General features: G+C 38.2%; 16 protein-coding genes and 1 pseudogene. 14 read left to right on the top strand and 3 right to left on the bottom strand.

The window, feature by feature from the left end; genetic code table 11:
• Positions 1–404: pseudogene (bauB, locus tag J690_RS10855) on the top strand (siderophore-binding periplasmic lipoprotein BauB); the annotation flags it as partial.
• Between the two features lie 85 nt (positions 405–489).
• Positions 490–2,814, top strand: a complete 2,325-nt coding sequence (locus tag J690_RS10850; RefSeq protein WP_032035753.1) for a TonB-dependent receptor — start codon at positions 490–492, stop codon at positions 2,812–2,814.
• A 66-nt stretch (positions 2,815–2,880) separates the two neighbouring features.
• Here J690_RS10850 and basC read toward each other — a convergent pair whose 3' ends face one another.
• Complete coding sequence (gene basC, locus J690_RS10845; protein ID WP_032035750.1) at positions 2,881–4,191, bottom strand: putative histamine N-monooxygenase; 1,311 nt, start codon at positions 4,189–4,191, stop codon at positions 2,881–2,883.
• A 47-nt stretch (positions 4,192–4,238) separates the two neighbouring features.
• The gene (gene basD, locus J690_RS10840) at positions 4,239–7,181 is read right to left on the bottom strand and encodes an acinetobactin non-ribosomal peptide synthetase subunit BasD (RefSeq protein ID WP_032035749.1); all 2,943 of its coding nucleotides are present in this window, start codon (positions 7,179–7,181) and stop codon (positions 4,239–4,241) included.
• A gap of 160 nt (positions 7,182–7,341) precedes the next feature.
• Here basD and basE point away from each other — a divergent pair, with 160 nt between their 5' ends.
• The 9 genes from basE to basJ all read left to right on the top strand — a co-directional run bounded on the left by basE (position 7,342) and on the right by basJ (position 17,437).
• Entirely contained in the window at positions 7,342–8,970 is a 1,629-nt protein-coding gene (gene basE, locus J690_RS10835; RefSeq protein WP_032035748.1) for a (2,3-dihydroxybenzoyl)adenylate synthase BasE, read from the top strand.
• A 17-nt stretch (positions 8,971–8,987) separates the two neighbouring features.
• On the top strand, positions 8,988–9,857 hold the full coding sequence (gene basF / locus J690_RS10830) for an acinetobactin biosynthesis bifunctional isochorismatase/aryl carrier protein BasF (protein WP_005073360.1): 870 nt from the start codon (positions 8,988–8,990) through the stop codon (positions 9,855–9,857).
• Between the two features lie 115 nt (positions 9,858–9,972).
• A complete protein-coding gene (basG, locus tag J690_RS10825) occupies positions 9,973–11,124 on the top strand; it encodes an acinetobactin biosynthesis histidine decarboxylase BasG (protein WP_032035746.1) in 1,152 nt (383 codons plus the stop codon).
• A gap of 97 nt (positions 11,125–11,221) precedes the next feature.
• On the top strand, positions 11,222–11,377 hold the full coding sequence (locus J690_RS23800) for a hypothetical protein (RefSeq protein ID WP_032035743.1): 156 nt from the start codon (positions 11,222–11,224) through the stop codon (positions 11,375–11,377).
• Complete coding sequence (gene barA, locus J690_RS10815; protein WP_032035742.1) at positions 11,370–12,980, top strand: acinetobactin export ABC transporter permease/ATP-binding subunit BarA; 1,611 nt, start codon at positions 11,370–11,372, stop codon at positions 12,978–12,980. Before J690_RS23800 ends, barA begins: the two co-directional genes overlap by 8 nt.
• Positions 12,977–14,572 (top strand): acinetobactin export ABC transporter permease/ATP-binding subunit BarB, encoded by a 1,596-nt coding sequence (barB, locus tag J690_RS10810; protein WP_032035740.1) that lies wholly within the window; start codon positions 12,977–12,979, stop codon positions 14,570–14,572. Before barA ends, barB begins: the two co-directional genes overlap by 4 nt.
• 70 nt (positions 14,573–14,642) lie before the next feature.
• A complete protein-coding gene (basH, locus tag J690_RS10805; protein ID WP_032035738.1) occupies positions 14,643–15,377 on the top strand; it encodes an acinetobactin biosynthesis thioesterase BasH in 735 nt (244 codons plus the stop codon).
• A 10-nt stretch (positions 15,378–15,387) separates the two neighbouring features.
• The gene (locus J690_RS10800) at positions 15,388–16,143 is read left to right on the top strand and encodes a 4'-phosphopantetheinyl transferase family protein (RefSeq protein ID WP_032035736.1); all 756 of its coding nucleotides are present in this window, start codon (positions 15,388–15,390) and stop codon (positions 16,141–16,143) included.
• Between the two features lie 124 nt (positions 16,144–16,267).
• Positions 16,268–17,437 carry an acinetobactin biosynthesis isochorismate synthase BasJ gene (gene basJ, locus J690_RS10795; protein ID WP_032035735.1) on the top strand — a complete coding sequence of 390 codons (1,170 nt, stop codon included), beginning with the start codon at positions 16,268–16,270 and terminating at the stop codon, positions 17,435–17,437.
• 120 nt (positions 17,438–17,557) lie between these two features.
• Here basJ and J690_RS10790 read toward each other — a convergent pair whose 3' ends face one another.
• Positions 17,558–18,796 (bottom strand): L,D-transpeptidase family protein, encoded by a 1,239-nt coding sequence (locus tag J690_RS10790; RefSeq protein WP_032035733.1) that lies wholly within the window; start codon positions 18,794–18,796, stop codon positions 17,558–17,560.
• Positions 18,797–19,097: 301 nt separating this feature from the next.
• On the opposite strand from J690_RS10790, the gene hemE reads away from it, so the two are divergent.
• From hemE to J690_RS10775, 3 genes are all read left to right on the top strand, one after another.
• Complete coding sequence (gene hemE, locus J690_RS10785) at positions 19,098–20,171, top strand: uroporphyrinogen decarboxylase (RefSeq protein ID WP_014207275.1); 1,074 nt, start codon at positions 19,098–19,100, stop codon at positions 20,169–20,171.
• A 5-nt stretch (positions 20,172–20,176) separates the two neighbouring features.
• Positions 20,177–20,971 carry a DUF817 domain-containing protein gene (locus tag J690_RS10780; RefSeq protein WP_032035730.1) on the top strand — a complete coding sequence of 265 codons (795 nt, stop codon included), beginning with the start codon at positions 20,177–20,179 and terminating at the stop codon, positions 20,969–20,971.
• Positions 20,972–21,120: 149 nt separating this feature from the next.
• Positions 21,121–21,591 carry a DUF3015 family protein gene (locus J690_RS10775; protein WP_003650547.1) on the top strand — a complete coding sequence of 157 codons (471 nt, stop codon included), beginning with the start codon at positions 21,121–21,123 and terminating at the stop codon, positions 21,589–21,591.
• The last annotated feature ends 2 nt before the right edge of the window (positions 21,592–21,593 follow it).

The raw sequence follows: 21,593 nt of genomic DNA, 5'->3' as shown, positions 1-21,593 counted from the left end.
AAGCCGTAACGGCCAATCGCCCAGAAAGAGCGTTAGTCGTTCTTCATAACAATGGGGCATTTAGTAATTTTGGTATTCAGTCACGCTATGGCTTTATTTTTAATGCTTTTGGAGTAAAGCCTGCAAGTGGTGTGATGGATACAAGTCTACATGGACAACCAATTTCGAGTGAATTCATCAAAAAAGCGGACCCAGATATTCTCTATATCGTGGACCGAACTGCTGTGATGGAACATCGCTCAAAAATTAATGCCGCCAGTGTTGAAAATCCATTATTACGTCAAACCAAAGCGTGGAAAAACGGTCGTGTCATTTTTGTCGATGCTGATGCCTGGTATACCACGGCTGCAAGCCCAACCTCGCTCAAAATAGTGATGGAAGATGTGAAAAAAGGCTATCAATAAATTTTTAGGCACATCACTTAATCAAATTTTACAGCATAAATTTTCACTATTTTGCTTTGTATTTTAAGCAGATAGTTAATAAAAAATGAATCACAACATTAAAGGTCTTTCAATGAACAACGTTAGCGATAACCGTAATTTTAAAAGTGGGAATGATCAAAGAATTAATCACCGTTCTTTTGTATTAAATGGTATTGCATCTGCACAAATGGCCCTTCGATTAGGCTATGCATTAGGCACTGTATTTGTTCTATGTGCATCAAATACCTATGCTGCTGTTATTGATAATTCAACAAAAACTCTAGAACAACAAAATGCTCAAACAAATGTAGCAGCTTTACCCGCAATTACCGTAAAAGCTGAACAAGATGATACTTATGCAGGTGGGCAAGTTTCGTCAAAAAGCTCAGTTGGCTTTTTAGGTAATAAAACCGCTATGGAAACCCCGTTTAATACCATTGCGTATACAGAAAAATATATTGCAGATCAGCAAGCGAAAGATATCACTGATGTGATTGCAAAAACGGATCCATCTATTTTTTCAACTGGCGCTTACGGCGTAATTGCAGAAAGTTATGCTATTCGTGGATTTAGATCAAGTTCTGTGGCTGCTGGCCGCGATACTTCTATGGGCGGATTATATGGTATTGCTCCTTTATACCGCGCTTCACCGGAAATGTTTGAACGTATTGACGTGTTAAAAGGCCCTTCAGCAATGTTAAACGGAATGCCTCCAGGTTCAACTTTAGGGGGAACAGTTAACTTGGTTCCGAAACGTGCAGGAGATTATCCCTTAACTCGTTTTACAACGACGTATATGTCGGATTCACAATTCGGAGGCCATCTGGATATTGGACGCCGTTTTGGTGAAAACAAAGAGTTTGGTGTGCGGTTCAACAGTGTATATCGAGATGGTGAAGGACCGATTAAAGAGCAGGAAAAAACCACTCATCTATTTTCACTTGGTTTAGATTGGAAAGGCGACAATGCACGACTTTCAGCCGATTTATATACTAGCCGTGACCATGCTGACGGTATAAATCGTGGTTTAACCATTTTACCAGGTGTCAATTTACCCAAAGCGCCAAACCCCGATACTTTATTGAATCCAACGTGGACGGCCTATAACACGCGTGATACGGGAGGTATGATTCGAGGCGAATATGACTTAAATGATAAATGGATGGCGTATGCAACGGCGGGGATGAGGAAAACAGAAAATAAAACTTTGGGGGCTGCTCAAACTGAAATACAAAACGAAGCGGGAGATATAAAATTCAATATTGCACATTTAGGTTTCAAATATGAACGTAAATCTGCTGAAGTGGGTTTACGTGGTAAATTTGATACAGGTGCTGTAAAACATGCTCTGGCATTAAATGCAACACATTACCGCGAAACGGATGACGAAGCTGGTATTAGACAAGGATTTCCTGAGGGAGATCGTGTAACTAATATTTATAATCCGAATTGGGGCAGTAAACCGAATCGCGTTCCTATTGCACCTATTTTTAGTAATAAAGAAAATTTAACAAGTGTTGGTTTAGCCGATACGATGTCGGTTCTTCAAGATCAAGTCCAATTAACCTTGGGACTGCGTTATCAAAATATTGTCACCGAAAGTTTAAATGGGCAGGGCGTCCGAAATATTAACGGTCGTTATGATAAAAACGCTATTACACCTGCAGCTGCAATTTTGGTAAAAGCAAATGATCATGTTTCATTATATGCAAACTATATTGAAGGATTAAGCTCAGGGGGAACCGTACCTACCGGACAAAACTACGAAAATGAGGGGCAAATATTTTCTCCTTTTAAAACTAAACAGATGGAAACCGGAATTAAAATTGACAGCGGTAACTTCACCAATACGTTTAGTGTATTTCAGATCAAATCTAGAAATTCGTATGTAATTAAAAGTACCGATGAAAAAATCAAATCTATTTATGGCGCTGATGGAGAACAACGTAATCGCGGAATTGAATGGGGCTTTTATGGTTCACCTGTTGACAGTATTCGTGTAATGGGAGGATTAACTTATATTGATCCTAAAATTACAAAAACCAGAATTGAAAGCGAGTTAGGAAATGTTGTTGCCGGTGTTCCAAAAGTGCAAGCTAAGCTTGGTATTGAAGGTGATGTGTCGTATATCCCTGGCTTAACTTTGACTGCCAATGCGACAGCTGCGTCTAAACAATATATTTATAATGATAACTCAACTTCAGTACCTGGACGTGAAGTGTACGGAATTGGCGCACGTTATAATACGAAAATAGCTCAATTTCCTGTCACTATTCGCGGGAATATTGATAACCTCACCAATAAGTCATATTGGTCAATGCCTCAATTTACAAATTTAATGCTTGGTGCACCACGTACTTATTTATTATCTGCCACAATTGATTTTTAATTTGATCTAAAAAGAACATATAAAAAAACTGCCAAATTTGATTTGGCAGTTTTTTATTAAGCGTTTTTATTTTGGTAAACCATAGTGCTGGAAAGAAGACTGTTTAGGAATTCGATAAGCATTACGCCCCAGTAATTGATTAATAATTACTGAGTTTCGGGTTGCTCCGATTCCTAAGTCAGGAGAACCTACACCTTGCTGAAAAATCTCGGCATTTTGAATGAAAATTCGACCTTGTCCTTGATCACAACGTAAAGCCGTAAAGTCTTCTTGAACAATACAATCATTTTTATCATCAACAGCTAAAATAGAACCTTTCATATTTTGGAACCATTCAGGCCAATCATGAACATAGCCTGTAGCTGCGACAAGGGCATCAGTTTCTAATTCGCAACGTTGATCGAGTTGGGTGTGCAAACAGGTTAAACGCAGAGAACCCGATTCAAGTTGTTCAACCGATTCAACTTCGCAGCTTGTGTATAGACTTAAACCGGATTTCTCACCAGCCACTGAACGCTCATAAAGAACATCATATATATCACCAATGGTTGAGAAGCTAATCCCTTTATAGATCAGGCCCTGACTAGCAGCAATGTCACGACGTTTATCTCTAGGCAGGCTTTGGAAATATTGCATATATGCAGGGGTAAAACATTCTTGCCCAAGTTTAGAATATTCCATTGGGTGAAAGCCGGCAGAACGTGTGATCCAACGAATAGATGCGCCTGCTTTTACTTGTTCTGGGGTAAGTGAATTAAATAAAGCAAGTACGCATTCTGCTGCACTTTGGCCCGAACCAATAACCGTGACCTGTTTACATTGCTTGAGTTGTTCCTGAATTTTTGCAAACTCCGCAGAATGTTTTACCAAAGGGTGTTTGCATGTTTCTAGCCATGTAGGAATGCGAGGTTTAGTCCCAATACCAATCGCCAGATTTTGGCTTATATATTTTTGTTTTTCGCCCGAGGCTGATTCACTTTCTATAATAAATTTATCGAGCTTGGCGTCATATTCCACATGACTTACGTTTTCTCCAAATCGACAATCAGTTAATTGTTTTGAAGCCCAACGGCAATAATGGTCGTATTCACGGCGTGGAATTAAAAAACTGTCGTAATAATAAAACTGATGTAAGCGATCATGTTGATGTAAATAATTAATATAGCCTAAGGGATGGCAAGGATTGGCCATTGTAACCAAGTCGGCAAAGAAAGGAACTTGTAATGTCGTGCCTTGCAATAGCAGTCCTTCATGCCATCGAAATTCTGGTTTGCGTTCTAAAAATACACTTTTGATTTCGGGATGATGAGACAAAAGAGCAGCTAAACCTAAGTTGAATGGCCCAATACCAATTCCGGTAATATCTATTTTTTTCATGTTTATACTTTATCTGTTTCCAAAATGATGAAAGTTAAAAATACGAATTAATGTGGTGTTAGTAATTTCTCTACATCAGCAATATTGCGACATTGAATAAGTTGAACAGGTGAGAGCTGAATCGCGTATGTTTCATTAATACGTTTTGAAACGACCTTTAAATGATGTGGACGCAGCCCGAGATGAGTAAAATGAGTTGAACTGTCCACTTCCTTATTTGGTGTGTGGCCTATCACTTCTAAATAAATATCGAGTAGTTGATTTTGCTGTTTAGCATTATTTTCAAGTGGTATAGATGAATGATCGAACTCGTTATTCTTAAAATATAGTCGTTTATTTTGAAGCTCACTGAAAAAATTACTGAGATCAAAACTGAATATTTCTGAACCAATAATTTGTTTGATTGCCAATTGTAGCGCGTCCAAGAAATCCTCAATCATATGGGGAGGAAATGCTTCTTGAGCATAATCAATATCGAAAATTAAAGCGCCGTCATTTCTTGTGCTAAAGCGAATATCAATTGCAACTTGAGGTGTTTGAGTAAGGCCATCTAGTTGCTGAATAGGATGAGATTCAGATAATACAGGCCATGACAAACCATTTGTAATTACAATCGGCAATACTGGAGCAGTGCCAACTTTTTCAAATAATAGTCGAGCGAGATCAACGCCTGAAAATGAAAGATGCTGTAAACCCTCTAAAACTTCCGTTTGCAAGCGGTTTGCTTGTTCAGCAAATTGATGTGAGGTTTTCCACTCAACAGCAATAAACGTAGAACTATTGGAAAATGGTCCGGCATAGAGAGGAAGTGTAGGAACAGCAACGCATAGAGATTTGTCAGTGCTCCAATGAGATAGCACTTCCAAAATAATCGCCATGATGACTGAGTTTTTAAACAGTGAATGTTTCGCTCCAATTTTAGACAACTGTTTAAATTGATCTTTTTCTATAATTAGACTGTTACGTTGGTAAAGTGAAGTCGGTAAATGTTGTAAGGGTGTTTTCCAAGGAAGTGCTGGAATAGACGATAATTTAGAAAATTTTCTTTCCCAGTAAGCCATATCTGCCTGATGAACAGATACGCTATTCTCAGCTTCATTTTCTTCTATTTGTTTTTGGATATCATGTTGTTGTCCATCGAATAGTTCTAACATAAGTGAAGCTATAGATCGGCCATCTAAAATTAATGCATCAAAGCGGACAAAAATTGTTAATAGATTATTTTTTAATAAAAATACAGTGATATTCCAAGGCGGCTGATTTAAATCAAATAGCTCATGCGTATAACTATTTTTATAGGACTCGATGTGGTGAGAAGCACGTTCAGGTTCCCATGTAATTAGGTCTATTTCTTTTAAATTGACACTCACTTGATCGCTTACATATTGTACTAATCTATTTTTATCAATATAAGTTCGTAAGCTGTCATGCCGACGTACCATTTCTGTCAATCGTTGTTTTAATAAAACAAGATCCATTTTGCCGTGATACTGCCTAAACTCTTGCATGGCAACACCACCTAAAGGAAGGGCTTGAGTTCGGCCTAATAGGTAGGCTTGTTGTAATGCATTTAATGGTTTTTGGGACGTACGATCTGACGAGGTATTTTGTGCTGGGCTTATAATTTGTGTATTAAGTTGCTCAGGATGTGCGGCAAGATTTTTAAGTAAATGAATGAAAGATTCAAATAAATTTGTGGTCCATTCTTTGGGTAGAGCATCTAAACGTATGTCCCAATTAACTAAAATACCGTCATCTACATGAGCAACTTGTGCATCAAGTGCAACTTGTGGCCCTTGTGAAATGACCCAATTCATTGAGCCAAAAACGCGAAGGACACGTTCAGAAAGCAAATTATCATTTTCTAAGTTGAGTGCTGCTGTAAATACCACGGGAGCAATCTGTGCACTACCATGATAACGAGACAGATCACGTAGAACATTCACACCCGAATAATGTGAATGCTCTAATAACTCAAGCATTTGATTTGCTATTTGTTTGCAGAATGCAGCTAAGGTAGTTATTCCTTTCATATCGACATCAAGGATGACTAAATTAGCAAAATCACCAATAGAGCCTTCGACATTTTTTAAAACCGGTTCGCGCCAAAAAGTAGGAATATTCAATCGGAAGCTGTGATCTTTGGTTGCATGACCAAGTGTATAGGCAAATAAACCTAATATCAGGTTAGTCACAGTAATGTGTTGTTCTCTAGCAAGTTGTTGTAATGCTTTTCGTTCTTCCGGCGATAACCATGTACTTAAACGATCACTTTTTGCTGTTTTGAATTCTTGATGAATGAAAGGTAGAGACGGAGCAGGGCTAATATGAGGCAGACGTTGTTTCCACCATAAGCGGTCTCGTTGGTTTAATTTTTTTAGGTCAGGGTCCGTCCGTATTTTTTGATACCAGTCAAAAAAATTAGGCGGACGGGAGAATGATATTTCTGGGTCTTCATAAAACAAAGAAAGATCTTCCATCAAGTTCAAAAAACTGGACGGATCTATAGCAATCATGTCCGTATCTACATGAAAACGGAAAATATTATTTTTAAGAACACTTACAGAAAATCTTGCAGTTTGACCCTGACTTAAATCAAGTTTTTGATGGGTCCATTGCTCACGTTTTTGCATGAGCATTTGCTCAATTTGATGATCACTAAACTTTGAAAAATCATCGACTTCTAATATCTGTTGAGCCTTCTCAGCCATGATGTTTGCGATGCCATCGGCACTCAAACTTAACCTCAAAATAGAGTGTTCTTTATAAAGTCGTTGAAGTGCTAAATGTAATTTTTGTAGATCAATAAATTGACCGTCAAATTCTGCATAGAGGTGGGCAGCAACCCCACCTAAAGTTGCGTTGCCAGAGCGACCAAACCAGCAGGCCGCTTGCATCGAAGTTAATTCACACATTGAACGATAACTCGGTTGACAAATTAATCTTGTTTCAGCATCATACAAACAAATGAAAATGATTACCAGTTGCATTTGTTAATCATTTCCAATTTGCTGTGAATATATAGCTTGTCCGTCTTAAGAGTTTTCTTTTGTCGGTATTCAAATTAAATATTTATGCCGATATGTAAGAAAATTTAAGAAGAATCAATAGCTTGATAACCATTAAATTAAATTGAATATTTAGAATGTCATGAAAAAACAGTTGATTGAGTTTGTTCGCTGGTCTCCAGAGAGAGCGCAACACTATCGAAATAAAGGTTATTGGATTGATCAACCTTTGACGCGCATTTTAACGGTAGGGGTTCAATCGCATCCGCATTCGCCGGCAATTATTTGTGGTGAGCGTCAGTTGAGTTATATTGGGCTGGACCAGCTATCAACAAATTTAGCTTCTCGACTAGCTGAAAAAGGCTTGGGCAAGGGTGATACAGCTTTAGTACAGCTTCCCAATGTTGCAGAGTTTTATATTGTCTTTTTTGCCTTGCTTAAGGCAGGCGTGGTTGTGCTCAATGCGCTATATAGTCATCGTCAATATGAACTAAATGCCTTTATTAAACAGATTCAACCTAAGCTTTTAATTGGTTCGCGTCAGCATGAAGTCTTTAGCAATAATCAATTTATTGACTCACTTCATGAAGTAAATTTAATTCCTGAAATTATTTTGATGCTCAATCATCAAGCTACCGATTTCGGACTATTAGACTGGATTGAAACACCAGCAGAGACCTTGGTCGATTTTTCATCTACACCTGCTGATGAAGTTGCTTTCTTTCAACTGTCAGGTGGAAGTACGGGAACACCAAAACTTATTCCACGCACGCATAATGACTATGACTATAGTGTGCGGGCCAGTGCCGAGATTTGCGGTTTAAACTCAAATACCCGGTTATTGTGTGCTCTGCCAGCACCTCATAACTTTATGTTGAGTTCACCCGGTGCATTAGGTGTTTTACATGCAGGTGGATGTGTTGTGATGGCACCAAATCCTGAACCGCTCAATTGTTTTTCTATTATTCAAAGACATCAAGTCAATATGGCATCTTTAGTGCCGAGTGCTGTCATTATGTGGCTAGAAAAAGCAGCTCAATATAAAGATCAAATCCAGTCTTTAAAGTTGCTTCAAGTGGGGGGAGCAAGTTTTCCTGAATCTTTAGCCCGTCAAGTTCCTGAAGTCCTCAATTGTAAATTACAACAAGTATTTGGAATGGCCGAAGGCTTGGTCAATTACACCAGACTCGATGACTCCGATGAGCAAATCTTTACGACACAAGGGCGTCCTATCAGTTCTGATGATGAAATCAAAATTGTAGATGAGCAGTATAGGGAAGTTCCAGAAGGTGAAATAGGAATGCTTGCGACTCGGGGGCCTTATACCTTTTGTGGTTATTACCAAAGCCCTGAACATAATTCACAGGTTTTTGATGAGGACAACTATTACTATTCGGGCGATCTCGTACAGCGTACTTCGGATGGTAATTTACGTGTAGTAGGAAGAATTAAAGACCAGATTAATCGTGGTGGTGAAAAGATTGCTTCGGAAGAAATAGAAAAACTTATTCTTTTGCATCCAGAAGTTATGCACGCAGCTTTGGTCGCAATTGTTGATGAACAATTCGGTGAAAAGAGTTGTGCCTTTATTGTTTCTCGGAATCCTGAACTTAAAGCTGTTGTGCTCAGACGCCATCTCATGGAGTTGGGTATTGCACAATACAAACTTCCAGACCAGATCAAATTAATCGAAAGTTTGCCACTGACTGCAGTCGGTAAGGTGGACAAAAAACAACTTCGCAGCATTTTAAATACATCTACAACATCTTAATAAATATTGAGCAGCATATGGCTATTTCAAAAATTTCTACTTATCTCATGCCCAAACGAGAGAGTTATCCAAATAATAAAACAGACTGGCAGTTAGATCCTTCTCGAGCAGTTTTATTAATTCATGATATGCAGCGTTACTTTTTAAATTTTTACGATGCTGAAAGTGAATTAATTAAAATGGTTGTTAATCATTTAATTCAACTCAGAAGTTGGGCACATCGGAACAATGTTCCTGTTGTCTATACAGCACAGCCCTATGAACAACCAGCGGCAGATCGTGCATTACTGAATGCCATGTGGGGGCCGGGTTTGCCAGCCTCAACAATCGATCAGCAAAAAATTATTGATCAACTTTCTCCTGCTGAACATGACATTGTCTTAACGAAATGGCGTTATAGCGCGTTTAAACGTTCGGATTTGCTTGAAAGAATGCAAAACTGGAATCGTGATCAGCTCATTATTGGCGGTGTCTATGCTCATATCGGTTGTATGGTTACGGCAATTGAAGCTTTTATGAGCGACATACAACCCTTTCTGGTTGGGGATGCAGTTGCCGATTTTTCAGAAGAAGAACATCGCTTAGCTTTGAAATATGTATCTTCACGTTGCGGTCAAGTTGTGGATACCGAATCTGTAGTGGGGCAGGTGGCAACAGGCATTACACGACCTTGGTTAGAGAAAAAGGTCCAGCAGCTTATTGAAGAAGATGAATTAGATCCAGAAGAAAACCTGATTCTTTATGGACTGGACTCATTACGAATTATGCAGTTTTCTTCGGAACTCAAAGCGCAGGGAATCAATATTAGTTTTGAGGAATTAGGACGCACACCCACTTTATCAAATTGGTGGTCATTGGTTGATGCACGGCAACGGATTGCAGGGTAGAGGGTTGCCTCATAAGGCATACGACAAATCCTGGTCGCTAAATTTTACATAAAATTTATATCTTTGATAGCGACTCCTTAGACGACTTGTAATCGTCATATTAACGGAGAAAAAAATGCTTTTATCGCCTGCTGATCAAGAGAAAATAGAGACATTCTGGAATTACTGTTTAAAACATCAATATTTCAATATTGGATATCCTGAATCTGCAGATTTTGATTATTCCGCTTTATTCCGTTTTTTCAAATTCTCTATTAATAATTGTGGTGATTGGAAAGACTATAGCAATTACGCATTGAATTCTTTTGATTTTGAAAAAGATGTGATGGCGTATTTTGCTGAAATTTTTCAAATTCCCTTTGAAGAAAGCTGGGGATACGTAACCAACGGTGGCACAGAAGGTAATATGTTTGGCTGCTATCTGGCGCGTGAGCTATTTCCAGATTCCACATTATATTACTCAAAAGATACGCATTATTCGGTGGGAAAAATCGCCAAATTATTGCAGATGAAATCTTGTGTAATCGAATCGTTGGATAATGGTGAAATCGACTATGATGATTTAATCCGTAAAATAAAAACCAATAAAGAAAGTCATCCCATTATTTTTGCAAATATTGGTACGACCATGACGGGCGCAATTGATGATATTGAAATGATTCAAGAGCGCTTAGCGCAAATCGGAATCATGCGCCGAGATTATTATATTCATGCCGATGCTGCCTTAAGTGGCATGATTTTACCTTTTGTTGATCATCCTCAAGCGTTTTCCTTTGCTCATGGCATCGACTCGATTTGTGTGTCTGGTCATAAAATGATTGGTTCACCAATTCCGTGTGGCATTGTTGTGGCCAAACGCCAAAATGTAGAGCGTATATCAGTAGATGTTGACTATATCTCTACACGTGATCAAACCATTAGTGGTTCTCGCAATGGCCATACTGTCTTGTTGATGTGGGCGGCAATACGTAGCCAAACCAATTTACAAAGACGACAGAGAATTCAACATTGCCTCAAAATGGCCCAGTACGCGGTTGATCGCTTTCAGGCCGTTGGGATTCCTGCTTGGCGAAATCCGAATTCAATCACTGTGGTATTTCCATGTCCTTCTGAACACATCTGGAAAAAGCATTATCTGGCAACCTCTGGAAATATGGCTCATTTAATTACTACGGCACATCACCGAGATACACGTCAGATTGATAACTTAATTGATGACGTTATTTTTGATTTACAAGGTGCCTCTAAACGTACAGTTGGTTTTTAGTCATATCAACCAAAATGATTTAGACAAATCCATATTAATTTTTACAGTCTAGAAAATGATCTAAAAATATTTTGATAGGGTGGTTAGGAAGTTTTTGATGCAATTAAAGTTTTTAAAAAAATACTTTTTATATGATTTTCTTATTCATGCTTTTTTAAAGCCGGAAATGGCAATTCTTGCTGGTCAATTGAAGCGAGATTTTATTTTAAGTACCGCTTTTTTTATGAATATAAAGAGAGATAAGCATGTCTGATTTAAAGTTATCTCATCTGATGACAGACTCTTCCTTGGCACCTGCACTCAAGCCAGCATTTCCTAAATTATTTGCAGGAACGCTTGCTGCCGTATTTTCTGGTTTAGCCATTTTAACTGCCCTGTGGGGCATGATTCAGTTGATAGGTTATTTATCTTCTTATTGGGTGATCTTTTCAGCGGTTTTTTGGATAGTCGGGGCGGCATTGGCAGCACTAGCTTCATGGTTAGTGCATGATGCAGAGGCTGGATTTTCGGCACGATTACGTCGTCAAATTGCTCATCATTTAATTCGGTTACCGACCACAACCCTATCAAAGCAGGGTGACCAAAACTTAAAACGACTGGTTTCAGACGATATCGCAACCTTACATCACATGGTGGCGCATTTACCGTCGGAAATTGCGATTTTTGCTGTAATTCCTTTAGTTTCTATTGTTTTATTAGTTGTGTTGGTTGGCCCGATGGCCCTTTGGGTATTATTACCTGGTGCAATAGCTTCACTTTATTATTTAATTATTGTCCCCCATGTATCAAAACGGGATGGCGCTGCACGTATGCAGGTCATGTTAGATATTATTGGTTCAGCTGATGATTATGCACGTGGCATTCGTGATAATAGAATATATGGGCAACAATCAGGTGCTTTAACAGCCTATACTCAATCAGCACAAAATTTCACTCAAAATATGGTGTCTTGGGTGAGTAAAGTCGCAACACTCGCTGCTGTTGCCACTGCATTACTACAAGCTGTTGCAACCTTTGCCATAGCCTATCTCGTGGCTTATCAATACGACAGCATGACCTTGGCTGCAACACTTTTCTTTAGTTTGGCCATCGTGACACCTTCACTACGTTTAGGGCATGGTCTTGATTATGTCGCTGCTGGGCGAGCTGCAGCTAGTCGTTTATCTGCATTCTTAAAAGAGCCAGTACTCTCATCGGGCAATCTACAACAGATTGAGCAAGATGTAACACTTGAAATAGTTAATGCAAGCTTTGCAATCGAAAATCAAAAAGTATTGGATCGATTAAGTTATGCATTTCCAAAAAATTCAATTACTGCAATTACAGGGCCAAGTGGAGTTGGAAAAACAACATTGCTACGAACACTTGCTGGGTTAGCCGTATTGCAAGAAGGTATCGTTCAATTAGCAAAAACAGATATTTTGCAATTACATGAAAAACTAAGACATGAAAAGGTTTTGTTTATTCCACAAGGTGGAGATGTATTACCGACCACAGTAAGAGAAAACTTGTCCTTATCTGCCGTTAATGCAAATGATGAACAACTTGAGCAGGCATTACTCAAGGCCCAATTAAAAGTAGATTTAAATGCAGATGCAAATTTACTTTCAGGCGGTGAAAAACAGCGCCTAGGAATAGCGCGAGCGTTTTTATCTTCAGCTCCTATTATTTTATTAGACGAGCCAACGAGCGCACTCGACCAGACCAATGCGACAAAAATAATATTGGAATTAAGCGACTTAGCTAAAAACCAGAATAAAACCATCGTCATGGTCACTCATGATCTTGTCTTAGCTGCTCATGCCGACAGCAGGTTAGTGCTTAACGGCCCAACTGACTCAGGGAAATCTTTATGAATACTCCTGCTAAATTAAATAAAGATCAGATTTTTTCGATGCTTCCTCGTGCAGCAAAACAAAAATTAATTATTGTTGGTATCGGATGGATCATCGTTGCAGCAATTGAAGCAACCGCATATACCGTATTGGCATTTGCAATTGTCAATCAATGGTCACCAAGTTGGGTTCTCATCAGTGCAATTGCAGCAATATTAGTGACAGTGGTGGTCACTCGTGCTGGCTTCCTCACGGGTGTACGTTTAGCTGGGGACCTATTTGCTGAGTTAGGCAAATCTTTAGCTCGTGCTAAGCTCTCTTGGTTTACCAATGAACAGCGTGCTCAGATTAAGACAATTGCTGGACAGGGAATTCCTGGTTTTATGAGTATTCCTGCTCATCAATTGCAAACCTTTTTACATGCGCCTTTTATGCCTTTGTTTCTAACAATAGGAATAGGCCTGCTTGCCGGAGCAGGGGTAGCATTTGTCGCTTTAGGCTTACTTTTACTCTCTTTATTTGCTCAATTCCTAGCACAACGTGCACTCATGCATATTGATAAAAAACGTAATACTGCCGATTTAGCTGCTTCACAAGCAACGTTGGAATTGGTTGATCATGTTGAGTTATTACGCACAGCCGCGGGACCAGAACGTGCGGTCCAAAGGCTAGAACATCGTTGGGAAGAGCAAGAAGAGACATTAGTACGGATCAACCGTGCTGCTGCATTTGCAAGTTTTGTTGCAACCTTGGCAAGTGTTTTACCGATTGCTGGGATGGCAACATATCTGGTGATCGCTGGAGTCAATCATGCTGCTTTGGTATTGGCATTACTCGTCTTAATTGGACGTGCAGCAGCGCCGTTAGGTGAACTTGCTACCGCAGGGTTGCATATCAATGATTTATTTGCTGCACTGCGCAATTTTAATCAGATTACACATCCACCTGAGTTGCCTGAGCCATTACACCCTCAAATTCCTATTGGCCATCATATTTCGGTACAAGGTGTTAGCTATGCGCCAGCACTTGAAAATATGACTCTCGACATCGCATTGGGGAGCAGAGTATGGGTTACCGGACCAAGCGGTAGTGGTAAGAGTACTTTACTTGAATTGCTTACACGGTTTGATGATCCACAAAGAGGAAAAATTACCCTTGGTGGCATAGCTCTTGATCAAATGAAATATGAAGATTTGGTCTCGAATATTGCTTATGTCACACAAGAACCTATTTTGTTCACAGGAACACTGGCTGAAAATATCCGTTTAGGTAAACCTGATGCAACTGATGATGAAATAGAAAAGGCTGCAAGAGATGCCGCATTAGGGGCAATGATTGACCGTAGTTCAGAAGGAATTAATCAATCGGTGGGTAAACAAGGCACCGCATTGTCTGGTGGTGAACGTCAGCGGGTCGCAATTGCCCGAGCATTACTCAAAAATGCGCCGATTTTAATACTTGATGAAGCAACCTCTGCCTTGGATGAAGAGACTGAGCAGGAAATTGTTACAACGATATGTGCTCTTTCTTCTACGGTTATTTTTGTCACACATCGTGATTCAGCTATTTGGCAACCGACTCAAACTATAAATTTAGCTTCAACCTCTGTTTAAAAAAAGCGCAGAAACCTGATTTAAGCATTTTTTATAAAAGAAAAATGCTTAATATTTGGAGAATTCTTAAATGAATAAACCTCAATATAATATGTTCTGTTTACCGCCTGCGGGGAGTAGTGCGAGTATTTATCATCCATGGAAAAAGCAGGTTTCTGACAATATTCGTATTATTCCTATTGAATATTCGGGTCATGGTATAAAAATAAATGAACCACTGATTGATGATCCTAATCTATTGGCTATGCAAATTGCCAATGAAATACAAGCTTACTCAGACACACCGTTCATTTTATTTGGACATAGTGTGGGAGGTGGCTTGATTTGGAAAGTACTCAATTATTTGAATGGAAAAACCATAATTGATCAGTTGAGATTAATTGTTATAAGTAGCCGACCTGAGCATCACTATATTCAACATATGCGGTACAAGCATGAGCTAACTGATGAAAAAATTATTGATGAATTAAAACGATACAATAATTTTCCTGATGAAATTTTAAATAATCAGGATGCACTCACATTCTTTCTCAAAATCATTCGTAACGACTTCTATCTTAGTGATCAATTGCTTAGCGAGAACATACACAAGACTGAGGTTCCGATCGTTGCATTTTATGGCAAACAGGACCCTGATATTCCTAACAAAAGAATGATGGATGCATGGCAACAACACACAGAAAATTGGTTAGGAAGTATTGAGTTTGAAGGGGACCATTTCTACTTTCTCAATCCCGAGACCCGAATAAAGATGCTTGAAAACATTGCTGCTATCGTTGAAACATTGACCGTGAATATTGAATAAAGTACAGGCTATGAATAGGGAGAAGCAGTTAAGTAGAGGGGTTAATTCATGTCTGGATGAAATAAATATTCAATATGAAAAGCTAACAGCTTTCGGGCTAGATATACATAAAGTCCAGCTCAGTGAAATCAAAGAAATACCTCAGCTTGATCATATATATCAGGAGCTGAATATATTTCTTCCACCGAAGATAAAAAACTCACGCTTCATTCGACAATTAGAGTTCTTGACGGGACGCTTAGCAGCAAAATATGCATTACAAAGCCTTAATTTACAAGATTCTATTGTCTATCAAGGTAGACATGGGGAACCCCTATGGCCCGAAGGATTGATAGGTGGGATTAGCCATGTTGGATCAAAAAAATCATGTCATGCCATCGCATATGCTAGAAATAATACCACTAGAGAAAAAATATTTGGGATCGATATAGAGTCTCAAAAACATTATATTTTTTTTCAAAAGAAAGATGAATTTTATGATGTTTTTCTAAATAAAAACGAACAAGCAGAAATTGAAAAGCTGCAAAAAAAACAAGCATATTTATATTTGGTAATATTCTCTGCTAAAGAAAGTATCATTAAAGCAATTTATTTAAAATATAAGCAAATTGTTGATTTTAAAAATATAAATTTTAAACAACTAGATGGCGAGTTTCTTTATTTTTACCTTAGTCAAGAAAGTTCAATCGAGATAAATCTAGAGATTAAAGTTCAATTTTTTTATACAAATAACGAGATAATTACAATTTCTTGCGTTGAAAACTAATTTTATTATTGATAATAATAATCATTTGCATTAATGTGTGTTTCAGTATTTTTATACTCCTATATTTAAAAAGAAGTACTACAGAATTTGCTTGAAAAAAATCAATGTGAGAGGTGATATACAGATGATGCAGACTCAAATATCAGTAGAGCAAAATTTAGATCATATCGGTCAAAAGAAATTTTCATGTTTCTCTACGAAAAATTATTATCTCGAAGTGAACGAATTCGTTAAAACGCTAAATACACCTGCAGCAAATACCGCACTATTTAATGATGAGATTGCAAAATGTTTTGAAGAAATTAAAAAGCAAGGCCATCAAAATCCAGTTTTAATTGGTGCTATACCTTTTGATATTACAAAGAAAAGTAGCTTAAATTTTTATGCTGATCATAAAAAAATAACACAAGCATCTTCTACGATTAACTCATTAAAAAATCGTAATAACATTGAGATAATTAATAAATCATTACTCATTCAACGCCAAAAATTTGAAGGTACAGTACAGTTAGCATTAGATGCTTTTGAGAAAAAGGAGGTAGAAAAAGTTGTTCTTTCTCAGGCTGTTGAATATGAGTTCAACCGTCATCAAGAGCCAGAAAACTTATTGGCTGCTTTATTAAAACAAAATCCAAATGCTTATAATTTTGTGATTCCAGTAGAACATAATAATTATATTCTAGGCGCAAGCCCAGAACTGCTTTTATCAAAACAAGGTCGTATAGTAACCAGTAATCCTTTGGCCGGTTCTAGGCCCAAATCACCGATTTCTGAAAAAAATTTCGTCAGCCAACAAGAATTAAATCATTCTGAGAAAGACCAACATGAACATCGAATTGTGGTTGAAAATATTATTAGAAATTTAGCCACTCATTGTGTAGAGCTTAAGGTTTCTGAATTCCCAGATATTTTAGAAACATCAACGATGTTGCATTTATCATCAGAATTCCAAGGTGTGCTTAAGCAACAAGCTCCGAATGCTTTAAATCTTGCATTAGAATTACATCCAACCCCAGCAGTCTGTGGCTCACCAACTCATGTTGCTAAGAAATTTATTTTAGATCATGAAGGTTATGACCGACATTATTACACGGGGTTAGTAGGCTGGATGGATGCCGAGGGTAATGGAGAATGGGTAGTGACGATTCGCTGTGGTCTACTCAGTGAAAATAAAATGCGCTTATATGCTGGTGCTGGAATTGTTGAAGGGTCAGATGCTGAAGCTGAATGGCTAGAAACAGAAGCTAAGATGCAAACCATGCTAAATATTCTAAATACAAAAATTGCTGTGTAATTATTAAACCTAGGCTGGTTTTATATTTATAGTCAAAACAATAACTAAATATTCCACTGAGATATATTAAAAATTTAATAAAAAAAGCCTGCATAAAGCAGGCTCTTTTATTTAAGAGGATTATTCTAAGAATTTAACAGTTACGCCAGAACGTACTTTATTACCTAAATCGTTTGCATCCCAGTTCGTTAAACGGATACAACCGTGTGAAGCTGTTTTAGAAATTAAAGACGGGTTTGGTGTACCGTGAATACCAAAAGATTTTTTACTTAAACCAATCCAGATATTACCTACAGGAGCATTTGGACCTGGTGGTAAAGAAAGCGGTTTTAAGTTTTTACCTTGTACAAAGTTAGAAGGTGAGTAGCTATACCAAGGGTTACGTGCTACACCAACTACCTTGTAAGTACCGGTCGGAGAAGGCGTATCAGTACTGCCAATTGTTGCAGGAAATGACGCAATCATTTGGTTACGGCTGTTGAAGAGGTAAAGTTGTTTTGCACCTTTATGCGCAATAATCAAATGAATGTCTTCTGGTAAATCATTGCGTACGTTTGGAACAATGATTTTTTCACCCGCTTTTTTGAATGTCGCAGTTGGGTTAATTTTCTTTAAGAAAGCTTCATCAATGTGAAACTTCTCACCCAACATTTCGCTAACACGAGTGTAGTACAAACCTTTCATTTTGGCCTGTAATGCGTAGTCAGAAGGAATCGACTCAGCATATGGACCTTTTAAATCAGCATCAGAAATTGTGTATTCAATAAATGCTGGTTTTGTTTGTTTAGCAACTAATACATCCCAAGTTTCTTTAGTCAGTTCACCAGTAGGTGATAAACCATTCATTTGTTGGAATGAAGAAATTGCTTTTAAAGTGTTTTTACCGCTCATGCCGTCAATTGCACCTGGCGATGCATGTGCATTATTGAGCATAACATGCGCACGTGCGTAAACTGGAAGCTGGCCTTTACCAATATTTTCAGACCATTCAGCCGAGTTTAAGCTATCTAAAGTCCATGATGCAGCAGGTACTTGTGCTGTAGCAGAGGCAGTTGTGGTTTTAGCTGTTACTGGTGTAGATGCAGCAATACCAGACTCGGCATTTGGGTCTTCAGTTTTTTGCAAATTTTGTAATGTTGTTGACGCTCGATTTAGGTCATTTTGTTCTTGAGCGGTAATTTGTGTCGAAGCTTGAGCTTTTACAGTTGAAGCTGCATCTACTGCTAAAGGATCAATCGGATCTTCTACAGGAGCTGATACCTTTTTAGGGTTCAGGGGTTGCTCAGTTGTTGAAGCAGCAAAAGCAACATTAGCAATAATACAACTTAAACTCATAGCGAGTAATGAGCGAACAAACATGTAATTCAACCTTAAGAATTTTCATATAAGCAATAGGGGCTTGATCTAATCTAAAAGTGCATAAAACTACCAATAACTCATCTCTATGAGTTCAAGATTGGCAATTTAGTGGTTAAAAGAATATCAATAGACCCGATGTAACATGTTGCAAGTATTGCAGAAAACCTTGCTGCTTGCAGTAGACTTTTGTGTAAATATGCATTTTTTAGTAGATTGACGAGTTTTTTGTGTGAAATTGAAATTATAAAAATCTTTATGTTTTTGATATGATGCTGCCACATAAAGAATATAGAGATTGGTAATGACGACTTTGAAAAATGATCGTTTCCTACGAGCTTTGTTACGCGAACCTGTAGATACCACACCGGTATGGATGATGCGTCAAGCAGGACGTTATTTGCCTGAATATCGTGAAACACGTTCAAAAGCAGGCGACTTTCTATCTCTATGTAAAAATACAGAATTTGCTTGCGAAGTGACTTTGCAGCCTTTACGCCGTTACGACTTAGACGCAGCGATTTTATTTTCAGATATTTTAACAATTCCAGATGCATTAGGTTTAGGGCTTTATTTTGAAACGGGTGAAGGCCCTAAGTTTCAAAAAACGGTACGTACTGAACAAGATGTGGCGAATTTACCCAAGTTAAATGCAAAATCAGACCTTGATTATGTAATGAATGCGGTAAGTACAATTCGTTCTGCTTTAGGTGGCCAAGTTCCACTGATTGGTTTCTCTGGTAGTCCTTGGACGCTTGCAACATATATGGTTGAAGGTGGTTCAAGTAAAGAGTTCCGTTTCACCAAGCAGATGATGTACGCACAACCAGAAGTTTTGCATGCCTTACTTGATCATTTAGCAGATTCAGTCATTGATTATTTAAATGCTCAAATTGATGCAGGTGCTCAGGCTATTCAGATCTTTGATAGCTGGGGCGGGGCATTAGCACACCGCGAATACGTCGAATTCTCTTTAAATTACATGAATAAAATCATTGCAGGTTTACAGCGTGAGAAAGACGGCCGACGTATTCCTGTTATAGTGTTCACCAAAGGTGGTGGTCAATGGTTAGAACCAATGATTACCACTGGTGCGGATGCATTAGGTTTGGACTGGACTACTCCGCTTAATACAGCTCGAAATGTTGTCTCTGGACGCGTAGCGTTACAAGGCAATCTTGATCCTGCTGTTTTATATGGCTCGGCTGCTTCAATTGAAAAAGCAGTGAAGGCGATGTTAGACGATGCCTATGCAAATGGTGAAAAAACAGGTTACGTTGCTAACTTAGGCCACGGGATTACCCAATGGGTAGACCCTGCACAGCCAAAAATCTTTGTAGATACAGTGCATGAGTATAGTGCTAAATATCTAGGATAGTTTTTGTGCGCCATCTCACTTTACCAATTCATTTTATCGGCAAGGCTGTTTCGGCAGCCTTGTTTGGTATTCTGCTTTTAATTGCTTTTGCTTTAACAGCGCCGATGGGAAGCCATGAATATATGGGTTTTTATCGCTATGATTATTTACTTATCTATGCATTGTTAATCCAGATCTGCTTACTTTATTTAAAGCTTGAATCATGGGCAGAAGCCAAAGTTATTGCTTTATTTCATGTCATGGCGATGGTCATGGAAATATTTTTAACGCATCCCGCGATTGCATCATGGCAATATCCTCAGCCTGCGGTATTTAAAATTTTAACTGTGCCTTTATTTGCAGGCTTTATGTATTCGGCTGTAGGTAGTTTTTTTGCACGATCAATTCGACTGTTTCAAGTTTCTTTTGAAAAGCTCCCAAGTTTTGGAACGATGCTTTTACTGGCATTTTTCTCATATATAAACTTTATGAGTAAATTTTTTGTACCTGATATCCGATATATTTTATTTGCGATCAGTATTTTTATTTTTTGGAAGACTAAGCTTTATTTTCAGCTCAATGAACATAAATTTAAAATCCCGATGTTGCCTGTATTGTTTACACTCGCTTTTCTCATCTGGATTGCTGAAAATATTAGTACTTTTTATAAAATCTGGCTCTATCCAAGTCAGGTAGATGCTTGGCATATGGTGGGCTGGGGTAAACTGGGGTCATGGTATTTATTATTACTCTTAAGTTTAGTACTGGTACTTAAAATATTGGGTCATCGAGATAATCAAGGTAACTGGAATTTAAGATAAATTTTTCTTTTGCACTTTTTATCATATTGTTTATTTTTTAATTGCTAATTCACAACCATCTCGCTATCTTTAATAGCGTGTAATAAAAATTACACATAACAATACAACACATAAGAAACAATCAATAATGATTTTGGAGATTTACATCTATGTTAAAAAAATTAGCTTTAGCTGCGTTATTAGCGGCTGGGTCAAGTGTTGCAATGGCTGACAACGACGTAGGTTGTGGTGTGGGTACACAAGTATGGGCTGGCAAAAAAGGAGTAGCGCCTAAAATTCTTGCTGCAACAACAAACGGTATTTTTACTAACCAATTACTAGGGATCACTTTCGGTACTTTAGGCTGCCGTCAAGGCGGAACAGTAACTGCTCAAGTGGTTACATTCACAAATGAAAATGCTGAAGCTTTAGCGCGTGATATGGCAGTAGGCCAAGGTGAAAGCCTGAACGTACTTGCTGAGTTAATGCAAATTAAACCTCAAGACAAAGACCGTTTCTTTAAAGTTTCAAAAGCAAACTTTGGTGAAATCTATTCTGCAAATAACCAAAATACGCTTCAAGTTTTAGCATCATTACAAACTGTAATGGCTAAAGACGACGTTTTAAAAGCTTACGTATAAGT

Source organism: Acinetobacter sp. 742879 (assembly GCF_000588535.1).
Classification (GTDB): Bacteria; Pseudomonadota; Gammaproteobacteria; order Pseudomonadales; family Moraxellaceae; genus Acinetobacter; species Acinetobacter pittii.
Note: the sequence above shows the minus strand (reverse complement) of the source record. Positions and strands in the feature narration are given on the sequence as shown.

Coding starts and splice junctions, on each gene's coding strand:
- J690_RS10850 (WP_032035753.1), top strand. CDS start 490: ATGAATCACAACATTAAAGGTCTTTCAATGAACAACGTTAGCGATAAC.
- barB (WP_032035740.1), top strand. CDS start 12,977: ATGAATACTCCTGCTAAATTAAATAAAGATCAGATTTTTTCGATGCTT.
- barA (WP_032035742.1), top strand. CDS start 11,370: ATGTCTGATTTAAAGTTATCTCATCTGATGACAGACTCTTCCTTGGCA.
- basC (WP_032035750.1), bottom strand. CDS start 4,191: ATGAAAAAAATAGATATTACCGGAATTGGTATTGGGCCATTCAACTTA.
- basG (WP_032035746.1), top strand. CDS start 9,973: ATGCTTTTATCGCCTGCTGATCAAGAGAAAATAGAGACATTCTGGAAT.
- J690_RS10800 (WP_032035736.1), top strand. CDS start 15,388: ATGAATAGGGAGAAGCAGTTAAGTAGAGGGGTTAATTCATGTCTGGAT.
- basE (WP_032035748.1), top strand. CDS start 7,342: ATGAAAAAACAGTTGATTGAGTTTGTTCGCTGGTCTCCAGAGAGAGCG.
- basF (WP_005073360.1), top strand. CDS start 8,988: ATGGCTATTTCAAAAATTTCTACTTATCTCATGCCCAAACGAGAGAGT.
- hemE (WP_014207275.1), top strand. CDS start 19,098: ATGACGACTTTGAAAAATGATCGTTTCCTACGAGCTTTGTTACGCGAA.
- basH (WP_032035738.1), top strand. CDS start 14,643: ATGAATAAACCTCAATATAATATGTTCTGTTTACCGCCTGCGGGGAGT.
- basJ (WP_032035735.1), top strand. CDS start 16,268: ATGATGCAGACTCAAATATCAGTAGAGCAAAATTTAGATCATATCGGT.
- J690_RS10790 (WP_032035733.1), bottom strand. CDS start 18,796: ATGTTTGTTCGCTCATTACTCGCTATGAGTTTAAGTTGTATTATTGCT.
- J690_RS10775 (WP_003650547.1), top strand. CDS start 21,121: ATGTTAAAAAAATTAGCTTTAGCTGCGTTATTAGCGGCTGGGTCAAGT.
- J690_RS23800 (WP_032035743.1), top strand. CDS start 11,222: ATGCAATTAAAGTTTTTAAAAAAATACTTTTTATATGATTTTCTTATT.
- basD (WP_032035749.1), bottom strand. CDS start 7,181: ATGCAACTGGTAATCATTTTCATTTGTTTGTATGATGCTGAAACAAGA.